The sequence below is a fragment of the Streptomyces sp. SCL15-4 genome, from assembly GCF_033366695.1.
GTDB lineage: Bacteria > Actinomycetota > Actinomycetes > Streptomycetales > Streptomycetaceae > Streptomyces.
This window is the reverse complement of the sequence record NZ_JAOBTQ010000001.1, coordinates 2084373-2101073: the sequence shown is the minus strand read 5'-3', so window position 1 is coordinate 2101073 and position 16701 is coordinate 2084373. Positions and strand designations below refer to the sequence as shown.

The window sequence follows — 16701 nt, the reverse complement described above, 5'->3', positions numbered from 1 at the left end:
CGGCGGGCGGTGCTCCCCGCCGGTCAGTCCAGCTCCCGCCGCTCCAGCGGCTCGACCGCCGGACCCTGGAGCACCGAGCCGTCCACCGCGAACCGCGAGCCGTGGCAGGGACACTCCCAGGCGCGCTCGGCCCGGTTGAACGAGACCAGGCAGCCGAGGTGGGTGCAGCGGGCGGACACCGCGTGCAGGGCGCCCTCGTCGTCGCGGTGCACGGCCAGCCGTTCGCCGCCGCGGCGGACCAGCGCGCCGTCGCCCGGCGCCAGATCCGCCGCCGAGGCCGGCGGTTTCAGCCGGTCGCCGACGAAGTGCCGGGCCACCTCCGCCTGCGTCTTCAGCAGCGACGGCGCCTCGCGGACCACCGACTTCAGCCGGCGCGGGTCGTACAGTCCCCGCCAGAGGCAGTCCCGGCCGGTGATCAGCGCGGTGAGCAGCAGCCCGGCCATGATCCCGCCGCTCAGGCCCCAGCCGCCGAAGCCGGTGGCGACATAGGTGTGCCGGGCCGCCGGATGGAACGGGCCGACCAGCGGGACGGTGTCGGTGGACTCGTTGTCCTGGGTGGCCCAGGCATGGTCCAGGGTCACGCCCGGGAAGTGCGTCTCCGCCCAGGCGGCGAGCCGGTCGAACCCGGCCTGCGGATCGCCGGTGCCCGGAGTGAAGTGCTCCCCGGTGACCACGAGCAGCCGCCGCCCGTCCGGGCCGTGGGGAGCGGTGCGCACCGAGCGGGTGTTCTCGTCCGGGGTGATGTACATGCCGTGCGGATCCGGGCCGTCGCCGAGCGGCCCGGCCACGACCAGCTCCCGGCGCGGGGACAGCCGGGCGAACAGCAGGGCCCGGTCGAACACCGGGTAGTGGGTGGCGACCACCACGTCCCGGGCGGTCACCACGGGACCCGCCGCCGTCGCCAGCCGGCACGGCTCGCCCTCCGTCAGCCCGGTCACCCGCGTGTGCTCGTACACCCGGCCGCCGAGCCGCAGCAGGTCGGCGGTGAGCGCCCGCAGGTACTTGACCGGATGGAACTGCGCCTGCCCGGTCACCCGGACCGCGCCCGCCACCGGGAACGGCAGCCCGGTCTCCGTGGTGAACGAGGCCGGCAGCCCCGCCTGCCGGGCGGCGTCCGCCTCCGCCCGCACCTCGGCCACCCGCGACCGGTCGCGGACATAGGTGTAGGCGTCCCGGGTCTCCCACTCGCAGTCGATGTCCAGCTCCGCCACCAGCTGTGCCGCGTGCTCGATCGCCTCCGACTGCGAACGCGCGTACAGCCGGGCCCCGTCCGGGCCCCGGGTGCGCCGCAGCCGGTCGTAGACCAACGTGTGCTGGGCGGTCAGCTTGGCCGTGGTGTGGCCGGTGACCCCGGCCGCCGCCCGCCCGGCCTCCAGCACCGCCACCCGCCGCCCGGCCCGGGCCAGCGCGTGGGCGGTGCTCAGCCCGGCGATGCCCGCGCCGACCACGGCCACGTCCACCTCGAGATCCGCGTCCACGACCGGGTGGTCCGGCCCCGGAGCGGTGTGCAGCCAGTACGAATCGGTGACCTTCCGCTGCTCGCGCATGCCCGCCGGGTACCCCTGGCGGCCCGGCTCACGTCTGCGGCTCCGCCGGGGGACACGCCGCCTCGCCGGCCGGGAGGCGGTCCGGGCCCCTCACCGGGGCGGCGGGCCGCCGGCGGTGCCGGCCGCGGGGAGCAGGGGCGGTGCGCCGTCCGCGTGGTGGGGTTCGTCGCCGGCGGGCCGCGAGGCGCTCTCGGCGGGCTGCCCGCCGGCCTCGTCGGTTCGCGTGCCGCCGTCGGCGTGCGGTGGTCCGCCGTCGGTCCGCTGCCGGGGACCGCTGTCGATGTGCCCGGCCGTGGCGGGCCGGTCCTGGTCCTGGGGGTACGGCCGGTTGCCGCGCTCCAGGAAGTGCAGCAGCTCCACCGGGATCGGCAGCACCAGCGTGGAGTTCTTCTCGGCCGCCACCGCCATCACCGTCTGCAGCAGCCGCAGCTGGAGCGCGGTCGGCGTGTCGGACATCTGCTGGGCGGCCTCGGCGAGCTTCCTGGACGCCTGGAGCTCGGCGTCGGCGTTGATGATCCGGGCCCGGCGCTCCCGGTCCGCCTCGGCCTGGCGGGCCATCGACCGCTTCATCGTGTCCGGCAGGGACACGTCCTTGATCTCCACCCGGTCGACCTGGATGCCCCAGCCCACCGCCGGGCTGTCGATCATCAGCTCCAGGCCCTGGTTGAGCTTCTCGCGGTTGGACAGCAGATCGTCCAGATCGCTCTTGCCGATGATCGACCGCAGGGAGGTCTGCGCCATCTGCGAGACCGCGAACTTGTAGTCCTCGACCTTCACCAGGGCGCTCGCCGCGTCGACCACCCGGAAGTAGACGACCGCGTCCACCCGGACGGTGACGTTGTCGCGGGTGATGCCCTCCTGGGCCGGGACCGGCAGCGTCACGATCTGCATGTTGACCTTCTGCAGCCGGTCCACGAAGGGAATGATCAGGTTCAGGCCCGGCGGCCGTACGTCACCGTTGACCCGGCCGAGCCGGAACAGCACCCCGCGTTCGTACTGCTTGACCACCCGGGCCGCCGACGCCAGGTACACGACACCGGCGCAGACCGCCGCCACAACGGCCACCAGAAGGTACTCGACCATGGTGACCTCCTCGCCCAGAGGTCGGTTTTGTCTGTTGTTGCCACGATAGGCCCGTAGGGCCCGGATGCCGAGAGGTACCGGCGCTCCGGCCCCACGGGCCCGTTCTCACGCGGCCGTGACCAGCTTCACCGGATCGATCCCGGCCGAGCTGTGCCGCGCCGCCCAGTTGTCCAGGGCCATGCGGCAGGCGTGGTCCAGGTGGTGCAGCCCGGACAGGTCGAGCCGGACCGGACGGTCCTGGGGCAGCGACTCCAGGCTGTCGAGGATCTTCGGCAGCCGCAGGAAGGTCGCGTTGCCCGTCAGATGGGCCTCCACCACGTCCGCGCCCTCGTCCACGACGTCCAGCCTGACGTGCGAGGCCTCCCAGGCGGTCTTCACCACCGCCAGCGCCAGACCGATGAGCACGCCCTCGAACATGCTGACCGCGACGATGGAGACGGCGGTGACGGCGAGGACCACCGCCTCCCCGCGGTGCTCGCGCCACAGCGTGCCCAGCGAGCGGACCGGGATCAGCTTGGCGCCCGCGTGGATCAGGATGCCCGCGAGGGCCGGGATCGGGATGTAGCCGAGCACACCGGGCAGCAGTGCCGCGAACAGCAGCAGCCACACGCCGTGCAGCACCCGGGAGGCCTTCGTGCGGGCGCCGGCCTGGACGTTGGCCGCGCTGCGCACGATCACCGCGGTCATCGGCAGCGCGCCGAGTGCCCCGCACACCATGTTGCCGGTGCCCTGGGCGATGAGTTCCTTGTTGTACTCGGTGCGCGGCCCGGAGTGCAGCCGGTCCACGGCCGCGGCGCTGAACAGGGACTCGGCGGACGCGATCAAGGTGAACGCGACGACCGTGCCCAGCAGTCCGATACCGGCCAGTTCGCCGAAGGCGCTCAGCGGCGGCGGCTGCACGGAGCCGAGCAGGCCCTGCACCTCGACCGTGGCCACGGGCAGGTCCAGCGCGAACACGGCCAGTGTGGCGAGCCCCACCGCGGCGAGCGGGCCGGGCACCGTGCGCGCCTTCTCCGGGGCGTGCTTCCACAGCAGCAGCACCGCGATGGTGCCCGCGGCCACCACCAGCGAGGACAGGGCGCCGGTGTCGCCGAAGGCGTCCACGAGCGCGCCGGGCAGCTCGGCGATCTTGGCGAGCCCGGAGTCGGGGGCCTTCGCGGCCATCGCCGGGTACAGCTGTCCGGCGATGATGACCAGGCCGATGCCGGCCAGCATGCCCTCGACGACGGAGACGGAGATGGCACGGAAGTAACGGCCCAGCCGCAGCAGGCCCATGGCCACCTGGATGACACCGGAGGCGAGCACGATCACGCCGAGCACCGGCAGGCCGAACTCCTTGACCGCCTCGTAGACGAGCACGGTCATGCCGGCCGCCGGGCCCGACACCTGCAGGCTGCTGCCGCGCATGAATCCGGTGACGAGGCCGCCCACGATGCCGGTCACCAGGCCGAGTTCGGCCGGGGCTCCGGAGGCGACGGACACACCCACGCACAGCGGAACGGCGACCAGGAAGACGACGAGCGAGGCGGCGAAGTCCTGCTTCAGGTGGGGGAAACGGGATATGAGGGTGCGGTTGTCGGTCATCGGCGGACTCACAGGGCCTCGAAAGCGTCGGTCTGCTGGCGGTGCGTCCGTACGGCGCCGGTGTGCACCTCGTAGTACCAGGCGTGCAGGTTCAGTTCGCCCTCGGCCAGCCGCCGCTCGATGCAGGGGTACGAGCGCAGCCGCAGCAGCTGGGTCAGGATGTGGCTCTGCACGCCGTCGGCGACCTCCGGGTCCTCGGCCTTGCCGGACGGGCGCGGGGTGGCGGAGACCAGCCAGTCGCGCACGGCCGGTACGGCGGTGAGGTCGTCGCCGCGCACCAGGGCGCCGACGGCACCGCAGTGCGAGTGGCCGCAGACGACGATGTCGCGGACGCCGAGCACTTCCACGGCGTACTCGATGGTGGCCGCCTCGCTGGTCGGGTGCTCGGAGGCGTAGGGCGGGACGATGTTGCCTGCGGTGCGCAGCTCGAACAGCTCGCCGGGGCGGGCGCCCGTGATCAGGGCCGGAACGACCCGGGAGTCGGAGCAGGTGATGAACAGCACCTGCGGGGACTGGCCTTCGGCGAGTTTGGCGAACTCCTCAGGGCGCTGTCCGAAGGTGCGGGCGTTGTCGATGAGGGGCTGCATGTGTGTGGGTTCCTCCTGGCGCGCCTGCCCGGCGCGTCGGACTTGAACGACGGTTGTGGGGGGGGCGAGGGAGTGCGGCCCGGATCTCAGCAGCGGAAGACCTGAAGCGCTGCCGGGGTGTGGGGTCTGAGGGCTCCGGGGACGGGGTGGAGCGGCCCGTGGGCACGTGCCGGCGGGCTCGCGGTGGCCGCCCGGCCGGATATGAGGGCGCTCTCGTCGGGCCATCCGGCCGCCGGACCGCGGTGCCGGTCACGGGCGTGCGGGACGCCGACGGGCAGGTCCGGGGAGCCGGGGGCGCGGATCGTGTCCGCCCCGGCGCGCGCCGGCTGCGTGGAGGGAGCGGTTCCGGTCTGCGCCTCGGTCAGCGTCTGACCGAACGCGTGCGCGGGTGCGAAGACTCCGGTGCCCGTGCGGAGCTGGAGCGCGAGGAGCACCACGCCGAGGACGGCGAGCAGGCTCCGTACGGCTGTACCGCGGAACATGAGCCCCCCTCCACCGTGTTCACGTTTCTAGTCCAGACCAAGCGTTGGTCAATGGATGGTCAAGAAACACCTTAGCCTGGCAAAGTCCTTTGCAGGGTTAACTGGAGGTTAACGGGCTCAGAGAGCGTGAAAACTGCGGGTCACGTGGCGTGAAATCGCCCTTGACCCGCAGCAGTTGATCGAATATTGGGTGGCGCGGACTAGGCGCCGATCAGCCCCTTCGCGTCCCGGGCCAGCGCGGTGAGCCGGGATATCGCGCGGAAGTACTTCTTGCGGTAGCCGCCGTTCAGCATCTCCTCGCTGAACAGCCGGTCGAACGGCAGCCCCGAGGCCAGGACCGGGACCTCGCGGTCGTAGAGCCGGTCGGCGAGGACCACCAGCCGCAGCGCCGTCGACTGGTCCGGCACGGGCCGCACGCCGGTCAGGCACACCGCCCGCACCCCGTCGGTCAGCGCGCCGTACCGGCTCGGATGCACCTTGGCCAGGTGCTCCAGCAGGCCCGGGAAGTCGTCCAGCGAGGCACCCTCGGTCGCGAAGGCCGTCTTCATGACCTCCTCGTCGGAGAAGGGCGCCGGGGCCTCGGGCAGGCCGCGGTGGCGGTAGTCCTCGCCGTCGATGCGCAGCGCGCGGAAGTGGGCCGACAGGCCCTGGATCTCGCGCAGGAAGTCGGCGGCGGCGAAGCGTCCCTCGCCCAGCTTGCCGGGCAGCGTGTTGGAGGTGGCGGCCAGCGCCACGCCCGCCTCGACCAGCTTGCCGAGCAGCGTCGACACCAGCACCGTGTCACCGGGGTCGTCCAGCTCGAACTCGTCGATGCACAGCAGGCTGTGCCCGGACAGCGTGCGCACGGTCTGCTGGAAGCCGAGCGCGCCGACCAGGTTGGTCAGCTCCACGAAGGTGCCGAACGCCTTGCGGGACGGGTCGGCCGGGGCGGCGTGCCACAGGGAGGCCAGCAGGTGGGTCTTGCCGACGCCGTAGCCGCCGTCCAGGTACACGCCTCGCGGGCCGGCCGGGGCCTTGTGCGCCTTCGCCCGGCCGAAGCCGAGGAAGCCGCGCAGGCCGCCGCCGGACGCCCGCGGCTCGCCCAGCCCGGCGGCGAAGCCCTCCAGGACCTTGACGGCCTCCGTCTGGCTGGGCTGGTTCGGGTCCGGGAGGTACGTGGCGAAGCGGACCGAGTCGAAGCGCGGCGGCGGCACCATCTCGGCGACCAGCCGGTCCGCGGGCACGTGCGGCTCGCGGGCGCACAGGGACAGGGGGCCCGCGTCGGTCAGGGGGCCGGAACCGGGAGCGGTGCTGGAGGAGGACACGGTCATCCATGCTAAGCGCCGTGTCACACTGCACGGATGCGACGCCTCTTCCCTGTGACCGAAGAAACAGCAGCCCAGGACCCCACAGGAGCGCCGGACGGCGCGGCCCGCACCGCCGCCGGCGGACCGGCCGGCCCCGCCGCGGCCGTGGACCGGGAGTGGAGCCTCGCCGAACTGGCCGCCGCCTACGCCTACCCGGACCCCGCGCCGGGCGCCGCCCCGCGGCCGTGGCTGCGGGCCAACATGGTCTCCTCCCTGGACGGCGCCGCCCAGCACGACGGCCACTCCAAGCCCCTCTCCAACGCCGCCGACATGCGGATCTTCGGCACCCTGCGGGCGCTCTCGGACGTCGTGCTGGTCGGAGCGGAAACGGTACGGCAGGAGGGGTACCGTCCCGCCCGGGTGCGCGCCGAGTTCGCCGGGGCCCGCGCGGCCGCCGGACAGGGACCGGTTCCGGCGATCGCGATCGTCACCGCGAGCCTGGACCTGGACCTCACGCTGCCCCTGTTCACCTCGCCCCTGGTCCCGACGCTGATCCTCACCGGGGCCGCCGCCGCCCCCGACCGGGTCGCCGCCGCCGAGAAGGCCGGGGCCCGGGTGCTGTCCGCCGGCGAGGGCACGGGCGTGGAGCCCGCCCGCGCCGTCGAGGCCCTGGCCGGCCTCGGTTACACCCGGCTGCTCACCGAGGGCGGCCCCCGGCTGCTCGGGCAGCTGATCGCCGCGGAGGTGCTGGACGAGCTGTGCCTGACCGTCTCGCCGACGCTGACGGCGGGCGGTGCGCAGCGCATCGCCGGGGGACCGGCGGTCGCCGTTCCGCACCGCTTCGCACTCGCGTCCCTGCTGGAGGAGGACGGATTCCTCTTCGGGAGCTACCGTCGGCCTTGAAAACAGCGGAAGCAGCCGTTCCGGTTAGCTTCCGGCGGGCAGACTTAATCCGGCAGTACCCGTGCGATCACGGGGAAGGATGGTTTCCGCAGGGGCCCTGCCGGGCCCTCTAAGGAGAAGAGGCGCCTGGTGTTCACAAGCGTTCTGATGATCGAGAAGGCCCTGACGTCCGCCGACGTGGAGTTCGTCACCACCTTGCACGGAGACGAGCCCGTCTCCTTCCACGTGATGCTCCAGCCGCGCGGCGAACAGGCGGACCGGCTGCTGCGGGCCATCGACGACATCGCGCTCGGCGAACTCGACGAGGCGGTGCGGGAAGGGGACACCCCCGAGGGGCGCGAGGCGCGCAGCGTCGGGCAGCAGGCCCTCGACGTGTCGCTCCAGGCGCTGCGCTCAGCGGGGAGCGCGGCGGAGGGACGGCTCGTGGAGGAGCACCCGCTGGACGCGCTGAAGGCACTGGTGGCCGAGGTCGGCGCCGACGAGGTGATCGTGCTGACCGATCCGCACTACGTGGAGGAGTTCTTCCACCGGGACTGGGCCTCGCGGGCGCGGCACAAGGTGGGGGTGCCGGTGCTGAAGCTGTTCTCGCACAGCAAGGCGTAGGCGCTCCGCCGGGACGGCCGGTGAGCGCCGGCCGGGATGCCGGCGCGCCACCGGAGGCGGCTGCCCCGCGCCCCTTGCGGGGGGAGCGGTGCCCGAGCGCATAGGCTAGGCCTGCTTTCAGCTCGTACCGTCTCTGGGGAGATAACGCATGGCACCCGGCCTTCCTACCGCCATGGACCGACCGCACTTCATCGGCATCGGCGGCGCCGGGATGTCGGGCATCGCCAAGATCCTGGCCCAGCGCGGGGCCGCGGTGGCCGGCAGCGACGCCAAGGAGTCGGCGACCGCGGAGGCGCTGCGGGCGCTGGGCGTCACCGTGCACATCGGCCACGCCGCCGGGCACCTCGCCGACGACGCGAGCTGTGTCGTGGTGTCGTCGGCGATCCGCGAGGACAACCCGGAGCTGGTCCGCGCCGCCGAGCTGGGCATCCCGGTGGTGCACCGCTCCGACGCGCTGGCCGCGCTGATGACGGGACTGCGGCCGATCGCCGTGGCCGGCACCCACGGCAAGACCACCACCACCTCCATGCTGGCGGTCTCCCTGACCGAGCTGGGCCTGAAGCCGTCGTACGCCATCGGCGGCGACCTGGACGCGCCCGGCTCCAACGCGCTGCACGGCGACGGTGACATCTTCGTCGCCGAGGCGGACGAATCGGACCGCAGCTTCCACAAGTACGCGCCCGAGGTCGCCATCATCCTCAACGTCGAGCTGGACCACCACGCCAACTACGCCTCCATGGACGAGATCCACGAGTCCTTCGAGACCTTCGTGGGCCGGATCACCGAGGGCGGCACCCTGGTCGTCTCCGCCGACCACGAGGGCGCCCGGGAGCTGACCCGTCGGGTGCGCGCGGGCGCGGTGCGGGTGGTGACCTACGGCGAGACCGAGGACGCCGACGTGCGGGTGCTGTCCATCGTCCCGCAGGGGCTGAAGAGCCGGGTCACGGTCGTGCTGGACGGACAGGAGCTGACCTTCGCCGTCTCCGTGCCCGGCCGGCACTACGCGCTCAACGCGGTCGCCGCGCTCACCGCCGGCGCCGCCCTCGGCATCCCCGCCGCCGAACTGGCGCCCGCCCTCGCCGCCTACACCGGCGTCAAGCGGCGCCTGCAGCTCAAGGGCGAGTCGGCCGGCGTCCAGGTGATCGACTCCTACGCCCACCACCCGACCGAGATGACCGCCGACCTGGAGGCCATGCGCGGCGCCGCCGGTGACGCCCGCATCCTCGTCGTCTTCCAGCCGCACCTGTTCTCCCGCACCCAGGAGCTGGGCAAGGAGATGGGGCAGGCGCTGACCCTCGCCGACGCCTCGGTGGTGCTCGACATCTACCCGGCCCGCGAGGACCCGGTCCCGGGCGTGACCAGCGAACTGATCATCGAGGCCGCGCGCGCGGCCGGCGCCGACGTGACCGCCGTCCACGACAAGACGGAGATCCCGGCGGTGATCGCGGGAATGGCGAAGCCCGGTGATCTCGTTCTCACCATGGGCGCGGGCGACGTGACCGACCTGGGCCCGCTGATCCTGGACCGTCTCGCGCAGTAGGTAGAGGGGCTGAGAGCTGATGGCGTACGACGTCGAGAAGCCGGACGAGCAGTGGCGTGCGGAGCTGACCCCGGCCGAGTACGCGGTGCTGCGCCGGTCCGCCACCGAACCGGCCTTCACCGGTGAGTACACGGACACCAAGACCCAGGGGGTGTACTCCTGCCGGGCCTGCGGCGCGGATCTGTTCACCTCCGACACCAAGTTCGAGTCGCACTGCGGCTGGCCGTCCTTCTACGACCCGAAGGACTCCGACGCCGTCGAGCTGATCGAGGACCGCTCCCACGGCATGGTCCGCACCGAGGTCCGCTGCGCCCGCTGCGGCTCCCACCTCGGGCACGTGTTCGCGGGAGAGGGCTACCCGACCCCCACCGACCAGCGGTACTGCATCAACTCGATCTCCCTGCGGCTGGTCCCTTCGGAGCACTGAGGCCACCGGCCCGGGCCCCACTGTCCGGGCGTGCCGCCTGAGCCGCGGCACGCCCGCGCGTACGACCGGGGCGGCGGCACGGCCGGTACTTCCCGGAGAACCACCGTCCCGGCCGCCACTGTGCACGCCGAGGACACGGGGACCCTCCTGTCCCCGGCATCAGGACACCGGAACCGAACCGCCGCCGGTGCCGTCCCGCCGTGCGCCGGTGCGGTTCTGTCCACGTGCCGCTGCCGCCCGCTCCGCCGTCTACCCGCCCCGGTCGTCTCGTCCGTCCGTTCCCGCCGGCTCCCGGTCCGCCGCGGTGCCTGTCCGTGCCGGCGCCCGGCCGAAGCGGCCCCGAACGGCACCCCGCCCGGCCGGCCACCGGCCTCGTCCGTCCGCTCCGGCGCTCGTCCGCACCGGCCGACCCGAGCGACGCGGTCACCTTCCCTCCGCGGCGTCGTCGCACACGCGGTCTAGACTCTCCCCGCATCAGCCCAGAGCGGTCGGACCGAAGGGTACGCGGCGTTTTGATACGGATAGATGCAGTCACCAAGCGGTACCCGGACGGCACGGTCGCGGTCGACCGGCTGTCGCTGGAGATACCCGATCGCGCGATCACCGTGCTCGTGGGGCCCTCCGGCTGCGGCAAGACGACGACCCTGCGGATGATCAACCGGATGGTGGAGCCCACCGAGGGCAGCATCCTCCTCGACGGCCGGGACATCCGGCAACAGCCCGTCAACACCCTGCGGCGTTCGATGGGTTACGTCATCCAGAACGCCGGTCTCTTCCCGCACCGCACCATCCTCGACAACATCGCCACCGTCCCCCGCCTGCTCGGCCGGACCCGGCGCGAGGCCCGGGCCCGGGCGGCCGAGCTGATGGAACGGGTCGGGCTCGACGCGACGCTCGCCAAGCGGTACCCGTACCAGCTCTCCGGCGGCCAGCAGCAGCGCGTCGGCGTGGCCCGCGCGCTCGCCGCCGACCCGCCCGTGCTGCTGATGGACGAGCCGTTCTCCGCCGTCGACCCCGTCGTCCGCAAGGGACTCCAGGACGAACTGCTCCGCATCCAGGACGAATTGGGCAAGACCATCGTCTTCGTCACGCACGACATCGACGAGGCGATCAAACTCGGCACCAAGGTCGCCGTACTGCGCACCGGCGGCCGGCTCGCCCAGTACGCCCCGCCCGCCGAACTGCTCAGCGCGCCCGCCGACTCCTTCGTGGAGGACTTCCTCGGCGCCGACCGCGGCATCCGCCGGCTCTCCTTCTTCCCGTCCGCCGGGCTCGAGTTGCAGACCGCGCCCCTCGTGCCGGCCGACGCCGACGCCGGCACGCTCGCCTCCCGGGCCACGGCCGCCCCCTATCTCCTCGTCACCGACCCCGACGGCAGGCCGCTCGGCTGGAGCGAGCCCGGCAGGCTCACCGCCGGAGCCGTCGACCGGGAGCACCTGCTCGACCACGGACGGCCCTTCGTGCCCGGCACCGACTCGCTGCGCGCCGCGCTCGACGGTGCCGTGCTGTCGCCGACCGGATGGGCGGTCGCGGTCGACGGCGACGGGCGCGCCGTCGGCGTCGTCTCCCAGCAGGTCATCGCCGAGGCGATCCGGGTCGCGCACAGCCGGGTGGCCGAACCGGCCGAGGGAGCGGCCGGGCGATGAGCGGCTTCTTCGACCTCCCGAGCGACCTCGGGCAGGGCTGGCTCGGTCTCGTCGGGCTGCATCTGCGCGAGGCCCTGCTGCCGGTGCTGGCCGGGCTGCTCGTCTCGCTGCCCGTGGCCCAGCTCTGCGTGCGCTTCCGCTGGATCTACCCGCCCGTCCTCGGCATCGCCACGATCCTCTACGCCATCCCGTCGCTGGCGTTCTTCGTCATCCTCATCGACTACTTCGGCCAGAGCGAGACGACGGTGATGATCCCGCTCGCGCTCTACAGCCTCGTGGTGCTGGTCCCGGCGATTGTGGACGGCGTCCGCTCGGTGCCGCCGGAGACCCTGGCCGCCGCCCAGGCCATGGGCTTCGGCGCCGTACGCCGGTACTTCCGGATCCAGTTGCCCCTCGCCGTGCCCGCCATCATCGCCGGGCTGCGGGTGGCGACCGTGTCCAGCATCTCCCTGGTCAGCGTCGGCATGCTCATCGGCAACCAGGGCGCCCTCGGCAACATGCTCTACGCCGCCCAGACCTACGGCCGTCCCGCCCTGGCCGTGAACGCGGTGCTGACCATCGGAGTGCTGGGCATGCTCGCCGACGCCGCGCTGGTCCTCCTCCGCTTCCTGCTCACTCCCTGGATGCCGCGGAAGGGGGCCGGACGGTGAACGTCCTCGACTTCGCGCGCGCCTTCTTCGGCGACAGCGCCCACTGGCACGGCTACGACGGCATCCCCACCCGGTTCGCCGAGCACGTCGGGTACTCCCTGGAGGCGCTGGCCATCGCCGCCGGGATCGGCCTGCCCATCGGCCTGCTCACCGGCCACACCGGCCGGGGCGGCAACGTCCTCGCGTTCCTCGCCACCGCCGGACGGGCGCTGCCCAGCTTCGGTCTGCTGGTGCTGATGGTCATCTGGATCGGGATCGGGCTGCTGCCGGCGATGATCCCGCTGGTCGTGCTCGCCGTCCCGCCGATCCTGGTCACCACCTACGAGGCGATCCGCTCCGTCGACCCCTCGCCGGTGGACGCCGCCCGGGGCATGGGCATGCCCGAGACACGGGTGCTGTTCCAGGTGGAGGTGCCGGTGGCGCTCCCGCTGATCCTGAGCGGACTGCGCACGGCGGCCGTCCAGATCGTCTCCACCGCCACCATCGCCGCCTACATCAGCCTGGGCGGGCTCGGCCGGTACATCATCGACGGCCTCTACCAGAAGGACTACGAGAAGGTCGTCGGCGGCGCCACCCTGGTCGCCGGTCTGGCCCTGGTGACCCTGGCCGTGTTCTGGGCGGTGTCCCGGCTCGCCGTGTCACCGGGAGTGCGCCGGCGCGGCGGCTGACGCCGGCCGCCGCGCCGGCCGGCACGGGCCGCCTGCCCGCCCCGGCGCCGGATTCCGGCGCCGGGGCGGGCAGGCGGTGCGCGCAACCGGCCGCGGCTCGGCACGATTCGCCGGCCGATGGCACTTGACTGACGGAGAACCGGCTGGATTGGATCGACGGGTGACTTCAACGACCCACATCAGCAGGTCCATCCGGAAGAGCAGAGGCGCGGCGGTGGTCGCCCTGGCGGCGACGGCTCTGCTGGCGGGCTGTTCCTCCAGCGACGACAAGGCCGACAACCCCCTCACCGGCGGCAAGGCGGACGGCGACAGCGTGGTCGTCGGTTCCAACAACTTCCCCGAGAGCACCTTGCTCGCCGACATCTACGGCGAGGCCCTCAAGGCCAAGGGGATCAAGGTGACGTACAAGCCGAACATCGGCAGCCGCGAGACCACCTACGGGCTGATCAAGAACGGCTCCCTGTCGGTGATGCCCGAGTACAACGGAGCCCTGCTGGCCCACCTCGACAAGAAGGCCACGCCGAAGACCCTCAAGGAGACCGGGGACGCCATCAACGCCAGGCTGGACTCCCGGCTCACCCTGCTCGAACCGGCGTCGGCGCAGTCCAAGGACTCCGTCACGGTCAACGCGGCCACCGCGGAGAAGTACCACCTCACCGACGGGTCCTCCATCGCCGACCTGAAGGACATCGCCAAGGACCTGGTCATCGGGGGTTCGCCGGAGTTCCAGACCCGGCAGCAGGGGCTGGCGGGCCTGAAGTCCGTCTACGGCCTGGAGTTCAAGTCCTTCAAGGCGCTGGACACGGGCGGCCCGCTGACGCTGGCGGCGCTGAAGCAGAACGCCGTGCAGCTCGCGGACATCTTCTCCACCGACCCGAACATCACCAAGGAGAAGTTCGTCGTCCTCCAGGACCCGAAGAACCTCTTCGGCTTCCAGAACGTCCAGCCGCTCGCCCGCAAGGGCGCGCTGCCGAAGAAGGGCGTCGACGCGCTGAACGCGGTCTCCGCCAAGCTCGACACCAAGACCCTGCTGGACCTGGACACCCAGGTGCAGGCGGACAAGAAGGACCCGCTGGACGTCGCCCGGGCCTGGCTGAAGTCCGCCGGACTCGTCTGACCCCACCAGCCGCTGTACGCGCGGCCCGCGCGGGTGTCCCCGGTTCCCGGTGACACCCGCGCGGTCTCCGGCCGCCGCTCAGAGGTCGAACTCGTGCGGCGGCAGGTCCAGCGTGTAGCAGGCCTCACGCACCACGGCCTGCTCGGTCTTGTCGAAGTCGCCGTCCGCGCCGCCGATGACGATGCCGATCTGCACGACGGCCCGGGCCTCCGCGGGCTTCTTCTTCGCCTTGGCGATCTCCTGGAGCACGCTCACCTTGCCGAAGTCGAAGTCGGTCGTCAGCTTGTCCAGGTTGTCCTCGAAACGGCGCCTGAGGTCGTCCGCCGGGAAGTTCTGCAGCACCTCGTTCGTGGCGATGAGCTGGGCCACCCGCTGTCGCTCCGCGGGATCCACCGTCCCGTCGGCGGCGGCCACCAGCGCGCACATCGCCATGCTCGCATCGCGGAACGCGCCGCTCTTCAGGTCGTTCTTCTTCGCCAGCAACTGGGTCTGCATCTGAGACGCCGACTCCTTGAAGCGGTCCCACAGGGCCATGTGCACTCCTTGTACGGGCCGCCGGACGCCTCTTGCGGCACCCGGCGATAACTTCTACAGCAACGTAGAAACTACCGGAGCGGCCGAGAAGTTCCGGAGAGCTGCGCCGGGTGCCTGCTCCGGAGTGGCGGCTCGGTCAGGTGCCGGCTGACGGCGGGCAGGGCACCGCCCGCCCCCTCGGCGAGCGGGGCCGCCGCCAGGCGTGGGTACGTCGACACCGCCGGGCACCTCGCCGTCGTAGAGGCCGTACATCACCTCGTGGTGCCAGGTCTCCCGGTTCCGGTCAGGCCGCCCGCTCCATTCCTCCCGTCCGCTCCGACGCCAGGGCCCGGGCCGCGGCGCGCGCCTGCCTGCGGCGCTTGCGACGGCTGACGCGCGGTTCCTGGTCCGGCAGCCAGCCGAAGGCCAGGCAGCTGCCGACGGCGCCGAGGAGCAGGCCGATGAAGAAGCCGCCCAGGTTGGAGGTGAGCCAGCTGCCCAGAGAGAGCAGCATGCCGGTGATGGAGTAGAACAGCCGCTGGGAAGGGTTGAAGAGGATCAGCAGGCCCAGCAGCACCATGAGGGTCGGCAGCAGATAACCGGCCAGGCCCTGCATGCCGATGTGCAGTACGACCTTCAGCGAGGCCTTCTCGGTGAGCAGGATCTCGCCGCCGCCCAGGGCGAGCAGCAGCCCGCCCCAGAACGGCCGGCGGGCCCGCCATCCACGGAAGGCGAGCCTCGGTCCCCGGTGTGCGCGGTCCGGCGCGGCCATCAGCAACCCGAGTCGCTGAAGCGCAGCTTGAGCCCGGGCAGCCTGAACACCGCGGCCGTGGTCGCGTAGTTGACCTGCCGCAGATCGGCGATGTGCACGTGGTCGGCCTGCTGGCTGAAGACGCCGATCGGACCCTTCACGCCCGCCTTGTCCAGCGTGCTGGCGTCGTTGCCGATCTCGATCTTGTTGAACTCCGCGTCACCCGACAGCACGGTCGAGTCGGTGGTCAGGTCGGTCGCGGTGACCTTCTTCTTGCCGTTGCCCGCGGTGATCAGCAGGTTGGTACCGCCGAGGTCGACGCTCTGGCACAGCTTGGTGAGCGTGGCCTCCTTGATCGCGGAGGTGACGACGAGCACCTGCCCGCCGGTGTCCCCGGCGTTCGGGCTGCCCTCCGCCATGTTGTCGAGCGCGCCGAACTGCTCGAAGCCGGTGCCGTCCAGGTCCTGAGCGGTGACCGTGAACGGCATGCCGGAGATGGCGAACTGCACACCCAGCACTCCCTGGGCGGTGAGGACCGCGAGACCGGCGGCCGCGAGGGTGGCGGGAACCGCCATCATCGCGGCGCGGCGGGCCCTGACCCGCCCGCGTCTCGTTCCGCCGGCGCTGGTACCGGCGGTGTCGGCGGCTTCGGACGGGGTGGCGCTCCCCGAGTGCTCGGGGGTGTTGCCGGCGGACGGGATGTCCGGGGACGAGGCCATGTCTGCTCCCATGTGCATGAATCAATGCGGATTGGGCTTCAGGTGGCGCGGTGTCCTGGCGCGGACAGCGAATGCCGCGCACCTCTCCTCGCGACTCCCGGCGGGCGCAAGGGTTTTCTGGTTACGCGGCAGTAGCCTTCGGCGAAGTTACCGCCGGTTAGTTTGAAGGGTCAAGGGAGATGTGGAAAACCGGTGACGGACCCGCGCGTGCCGTCCCCGCATGCCACAACTCGCCCGCGATGCCTTGACGCTGACGGTTGATCAGGTCTACAACTTCCCCAGTTTCCACGGATCCGTGGCGCCGGATCCGGCAGGCGCGCCAGTCGCGTCCAGCGGCACTGCACCGGCCGCGTTCCCGGCCCTGTACGGCAACCGCTCCACCGCGCAGCGCGGCTCCGGCACGGGTCGCTTTCCCTCTTTTTCCGCCGTGCCGGCCGCTCCCTCGTCCGGCCCGGCCGGAGGTCTTACCCCGAGGCCTTCGGCCGGTGCCCGGTGTGCCGCCGTCGCGGATCCGCAGCGTACGGAGAAGGCGTCACGGCCCCGCGCCGGCGGCATCGCACGCACCGTCCGCCACCCCCCACCGCACCTCATCTGT

The 16701-nt window shown here is 72.2% G+C and carries 17 protein-coding genes; 8 read left to right on the top strand and 9 right to left on the bottom strand.

The window, feature by feature from the left end:
• Positions 1 to 23: 23 nt before the first annotated feature.
• From SCK26_RS08825 to zapE, 6 genes are all read right to left on the bottom strand, one after another.
• Positions 24 to 1547, bottom strand: a complete 1524-nt coding sequence (locus SCK26_RS08825) for an FAD-dependent oxidoreductase (protein WP_318200719.1) — start codon at positions 1545 to 1547, stop codon at positions 24 to 26.
• 90 nt (positions 1548 to 1637) lie between these two features.
• A complete protein-coding gene (locus SCK26_RS08820; protein WP_318200718.1) occupies positions 1638 to 2630 on the bottom strand; it encodes a slipin family protein in 993 nt (330 codons plus the stop codon).
• A gap of 105 nt (positions 2631 to 2735) precedes the next feature.
• Positions 2736 to 4214, bottom strand: coding sequence for a SulP family inorganic anion transporter (locus SCK26_RS08815; protein ID WP_318200717.1), 1479 nt, complete (start codon positions 4212 to 4214; stop codon positions 2736 to 2738).
• 8 nt (positions 4215 to 4222) lie between these two features.
• A complete protein-coding gene (locus SCK26_RS08810; RefSeq protein ID WP_318200716.1) occupies positions 4223 to 4801 on the bottom strand; it encodes a carbonic anhydrase in 579 nt (192 codons plus the stop codon).
• A gap of 86 nt (positions 4802 to 4887) precedes the next feature.
• A complete protein-coding gene (locus SCK26_RS08805) occupies positions 4888 to 5283 on the bottom strand; it encodes a hypothetical protein (RefSeq protein ID WP_318200715.1) in 396 nt (131 codons plus the stop codon).
• A gap of 200 nt (positions 5284 to 5483) precedes the next feature.
• On the bottom strand, positions 5484 to 6587 hold the full coding sequence (gene zapE / locus SCK26_RS08800) for a cell division protein ZapE (RefSeq protein WP_318200714.1): 1104 nt from the start codon (positions 6585 to 6587) through the stop codon (positions 5484 to 5486).
• 36 nt (positions 6588 to 6623) lie between these two features.
• Between zapE and SCK26_RS08795 the strand changes: the two genes are divergently transcribed.
• From SCK26_RS08795 to SCK26_RS08760, 8 genes are all read left to right on the top strand, one after another.
• The gene (locus tag SCK26_RS08795; protein WP_318200713.1) at positions 6624 to 7472 is read left to right on the top strand and encodes a pyrimidine reductase family protein; all 849 of its coding nucleotides are present in this window, start codon (positions 6624 to 6626) and stop codon (positions 7470 to 7472) included.
• 129 nt (positions 7473 to 7601) lie between these two features.
• Positions 7602 to 8075, top strand: a complete 474-nt coding sequence (locus tag SCK26_RS08790; protein WP_318200712.1) for an indole-3-glycerol phosphate synthase — start codon at positions 7602 to 7604, stop codon at positions 8073 to 8075.
• Between the two features lie 148 nt (positions 8076 to 8223).
• The gene (murC, locus tag SCK26_RS08785) at positions 8224 to 9615 is read left to right on the top strand and encodes a UDP-N-acetylmuramate--L-alanine ligase (RefSeq protein ID WP_318200711.1); all 1392 of its coding nucleotides are present in this window, start codon (positions 8224 to 8226) and stop codon (positions 9613 to 9615) included.
• A gap of 19 nt (positions 9616 to 9634) precedes the next feature.
• Positions 9635 to 10042, top strand: coding sequence for a peptide-methionine (R)-S-oxide reductase MsrB (gene msrB, locus SCK26_RS08780; protein WP_318200710.1), 408 nt, complete (start codon positions 9635 to 9637; stop codon positions 10040 to 10042).
• A 512-nt stretch (positions 10043 to 10554) separates the two neighbouring features.
• Positions 10555 to 11688, top strand: coding sequence for an ABC transporter ATP-binding protein (locus SCK26_RS08775; RefSeq protein ID WP_318200709.1), 1134 nt, complete (start codon positions 10555 to 10557; stop codon positions 11686 to 11688).
• Entirely contained in the window at positions 11685 to 12338 is a 654-nt protein-coding gene (locus SCK26_RS08770) for an ABC transporter permease (protein ID WP_318200708.1), read from the top strand. Before SCK26_RS08775 ends, SCK26_RS08770 begins: the two co-directional genes overlap by 4 nt.
• A complete protein-coding gene (locus SCK26_RS08765) occupies positions 12335 to 13006 on the top strand; it encodes an ABC transporter permease (RefSeq protein ID WP_318200707.1) in 672 nt (223 codons plus the stop codon). The genes SCK26_RS08770 and SCK26_RS08765 overlap by 4 nt, the downstream gene beginning before the upstream one ends.
• Positions 13007 to 13166: 160 nt before the next feature.
• Positions 13167 to 14123, top strand: coding sequence for an ABC transporter substrate-binding protein (locus SCK26_RS08760; protein ID WP_318200706.1), 957 nt, complete (start codon positions 13167 to 13169; stop codon positions 14121 to 14123).
• A gap of 78 nt (positions 14124 to 14201) precedes the next feature.
• Here the strand turns inward: SCK26_RS08760 and SCK26_RS08755 are convergent, their stop codons facing one another.
• The 3 genes from SCK26_RS08755 to SCK26_RS08745 form a co-directional block, all read right to left on the bottom strand.
• A complete protein-coding gene (locus tag SCK26_RS08755) occupies positions 14202 to 14657 on the bottom strand; it encodes a TerB family tellurite resistance protein (protein WP_318200705.1) in 456 nt (151 codons plus the stop codon).
• 283 nt (positions 14658 to 14940) lie between these two features.
• Positions 14941 to 15408 (bottom strand): DUF6114 domain-containing protein, encoded by a 468-nt coding sequence (locus SCK26_RS08750; RefSeq protein ID WP_318200704.1) that lies wholly within the window; start codon positions 15406 to 15408, stop codon positions 14941 to 14943.
• Positions 15408 to 16106 carry a DUF6230 family protein gene (locus SCK26_RS08745; RefSeq protein ID WP_318200703.1) on the bottom strand — a complete coding sequence of 233 codons (699 nt, stop codon included), beginning with the start codon at positions 16104 to 16106 and terminating at the stop codon, positions 15408 to 15410. The genes SCK26_RS08750 and SCK26_RS08745 overlap by 1 nt, the downstream gene beginning before the upstream one ends.
• Positions 16107 to 16701: the final 595 nt, after the last annotated feature.

Coding starts and splice junctions, on each gene's coding strand:
- SCK26_RS08825 (WP_318200719.1), bottom strand. CDS start 1,547: ATGCGCGAGCAGCGGAAGGTCACCGATTCGTACTGGCTGCACACCGCT.
- SCK26_RS08820 (WP_318200718.1), bottom strand. CDS start 2,630: ATGGTCGAGTACCTTCTGGTGGCCGTTGTGGCGGCGGTCTGCGCCGGT.
- SCK26_RS08815 (WP_318200717.1), bottom strand. CDS start 4,214: ATGACCGACAACCGCACCCTCATATCCCGTTTCCCCCACCTGAAGCAG.
- SCK26_RS08810 (WP_318200716.1), bottom strand. CDS start 4,801: ATGCAGCCCCTCATCGACAACGCCCGCACCTTCGGACAGCGCCCTGAG.
- SCK26_RS08805 (WP_318200715.1), bottom strand. CDS start 5,283: ATGTTCCGCGGTACAGCCGTACGGAGCCTGCTCGCCGTCCTCGGCGTG.
- SCK26_RS08795 (WP_318200713.1), top strand. CDS start 6,624: ATGCGACGCCTCTTCCCTGTGACCGAAGAAACAGCAGCCCAGGACCCC.
- murC (WP_318200711.1), top strand. CDS start 8,224: ATGGCACCCGGCCTTCCTACCGCCATGGACCGACCGCACTTCATCGGC.
- msrB (WP_318200710.1), top strand. CDS start 9,635: ATGGCGTACGACGTCGAGAAGCCGGACGAGCAGTGGCGTGCGGAGCTG.
- SCK26_RS08770 (WP_318200708.1), top strand. CDS start 11,685: ATGAGCGGCTTCTTCGACCTCCCGAGCGACCTCGGGCAGGGCTGGCTC.
- SCK26_RS08755 (WP_318200705.1), bottom strand. CDS start 14,657: ATGGCCCTGTGGGACCGCTTCAAGGAGTCGGCGTCTCAGATGCAGACC.
- SCK26_RS08750 (WP_318200704.1), bottom strand. CDS start 15,408: ATGGCCGCGCCGGACCGCGCACACCGGGGACCGAGGCTCGCCTTCCGT.
- SCK26_RS08745 (WP_318200703.1), bottom strand. CDS start 16,106: ATGGCCTCGTCCCCGGACATCCCGTCCGCCGGCAACACCCCCGAGCAC.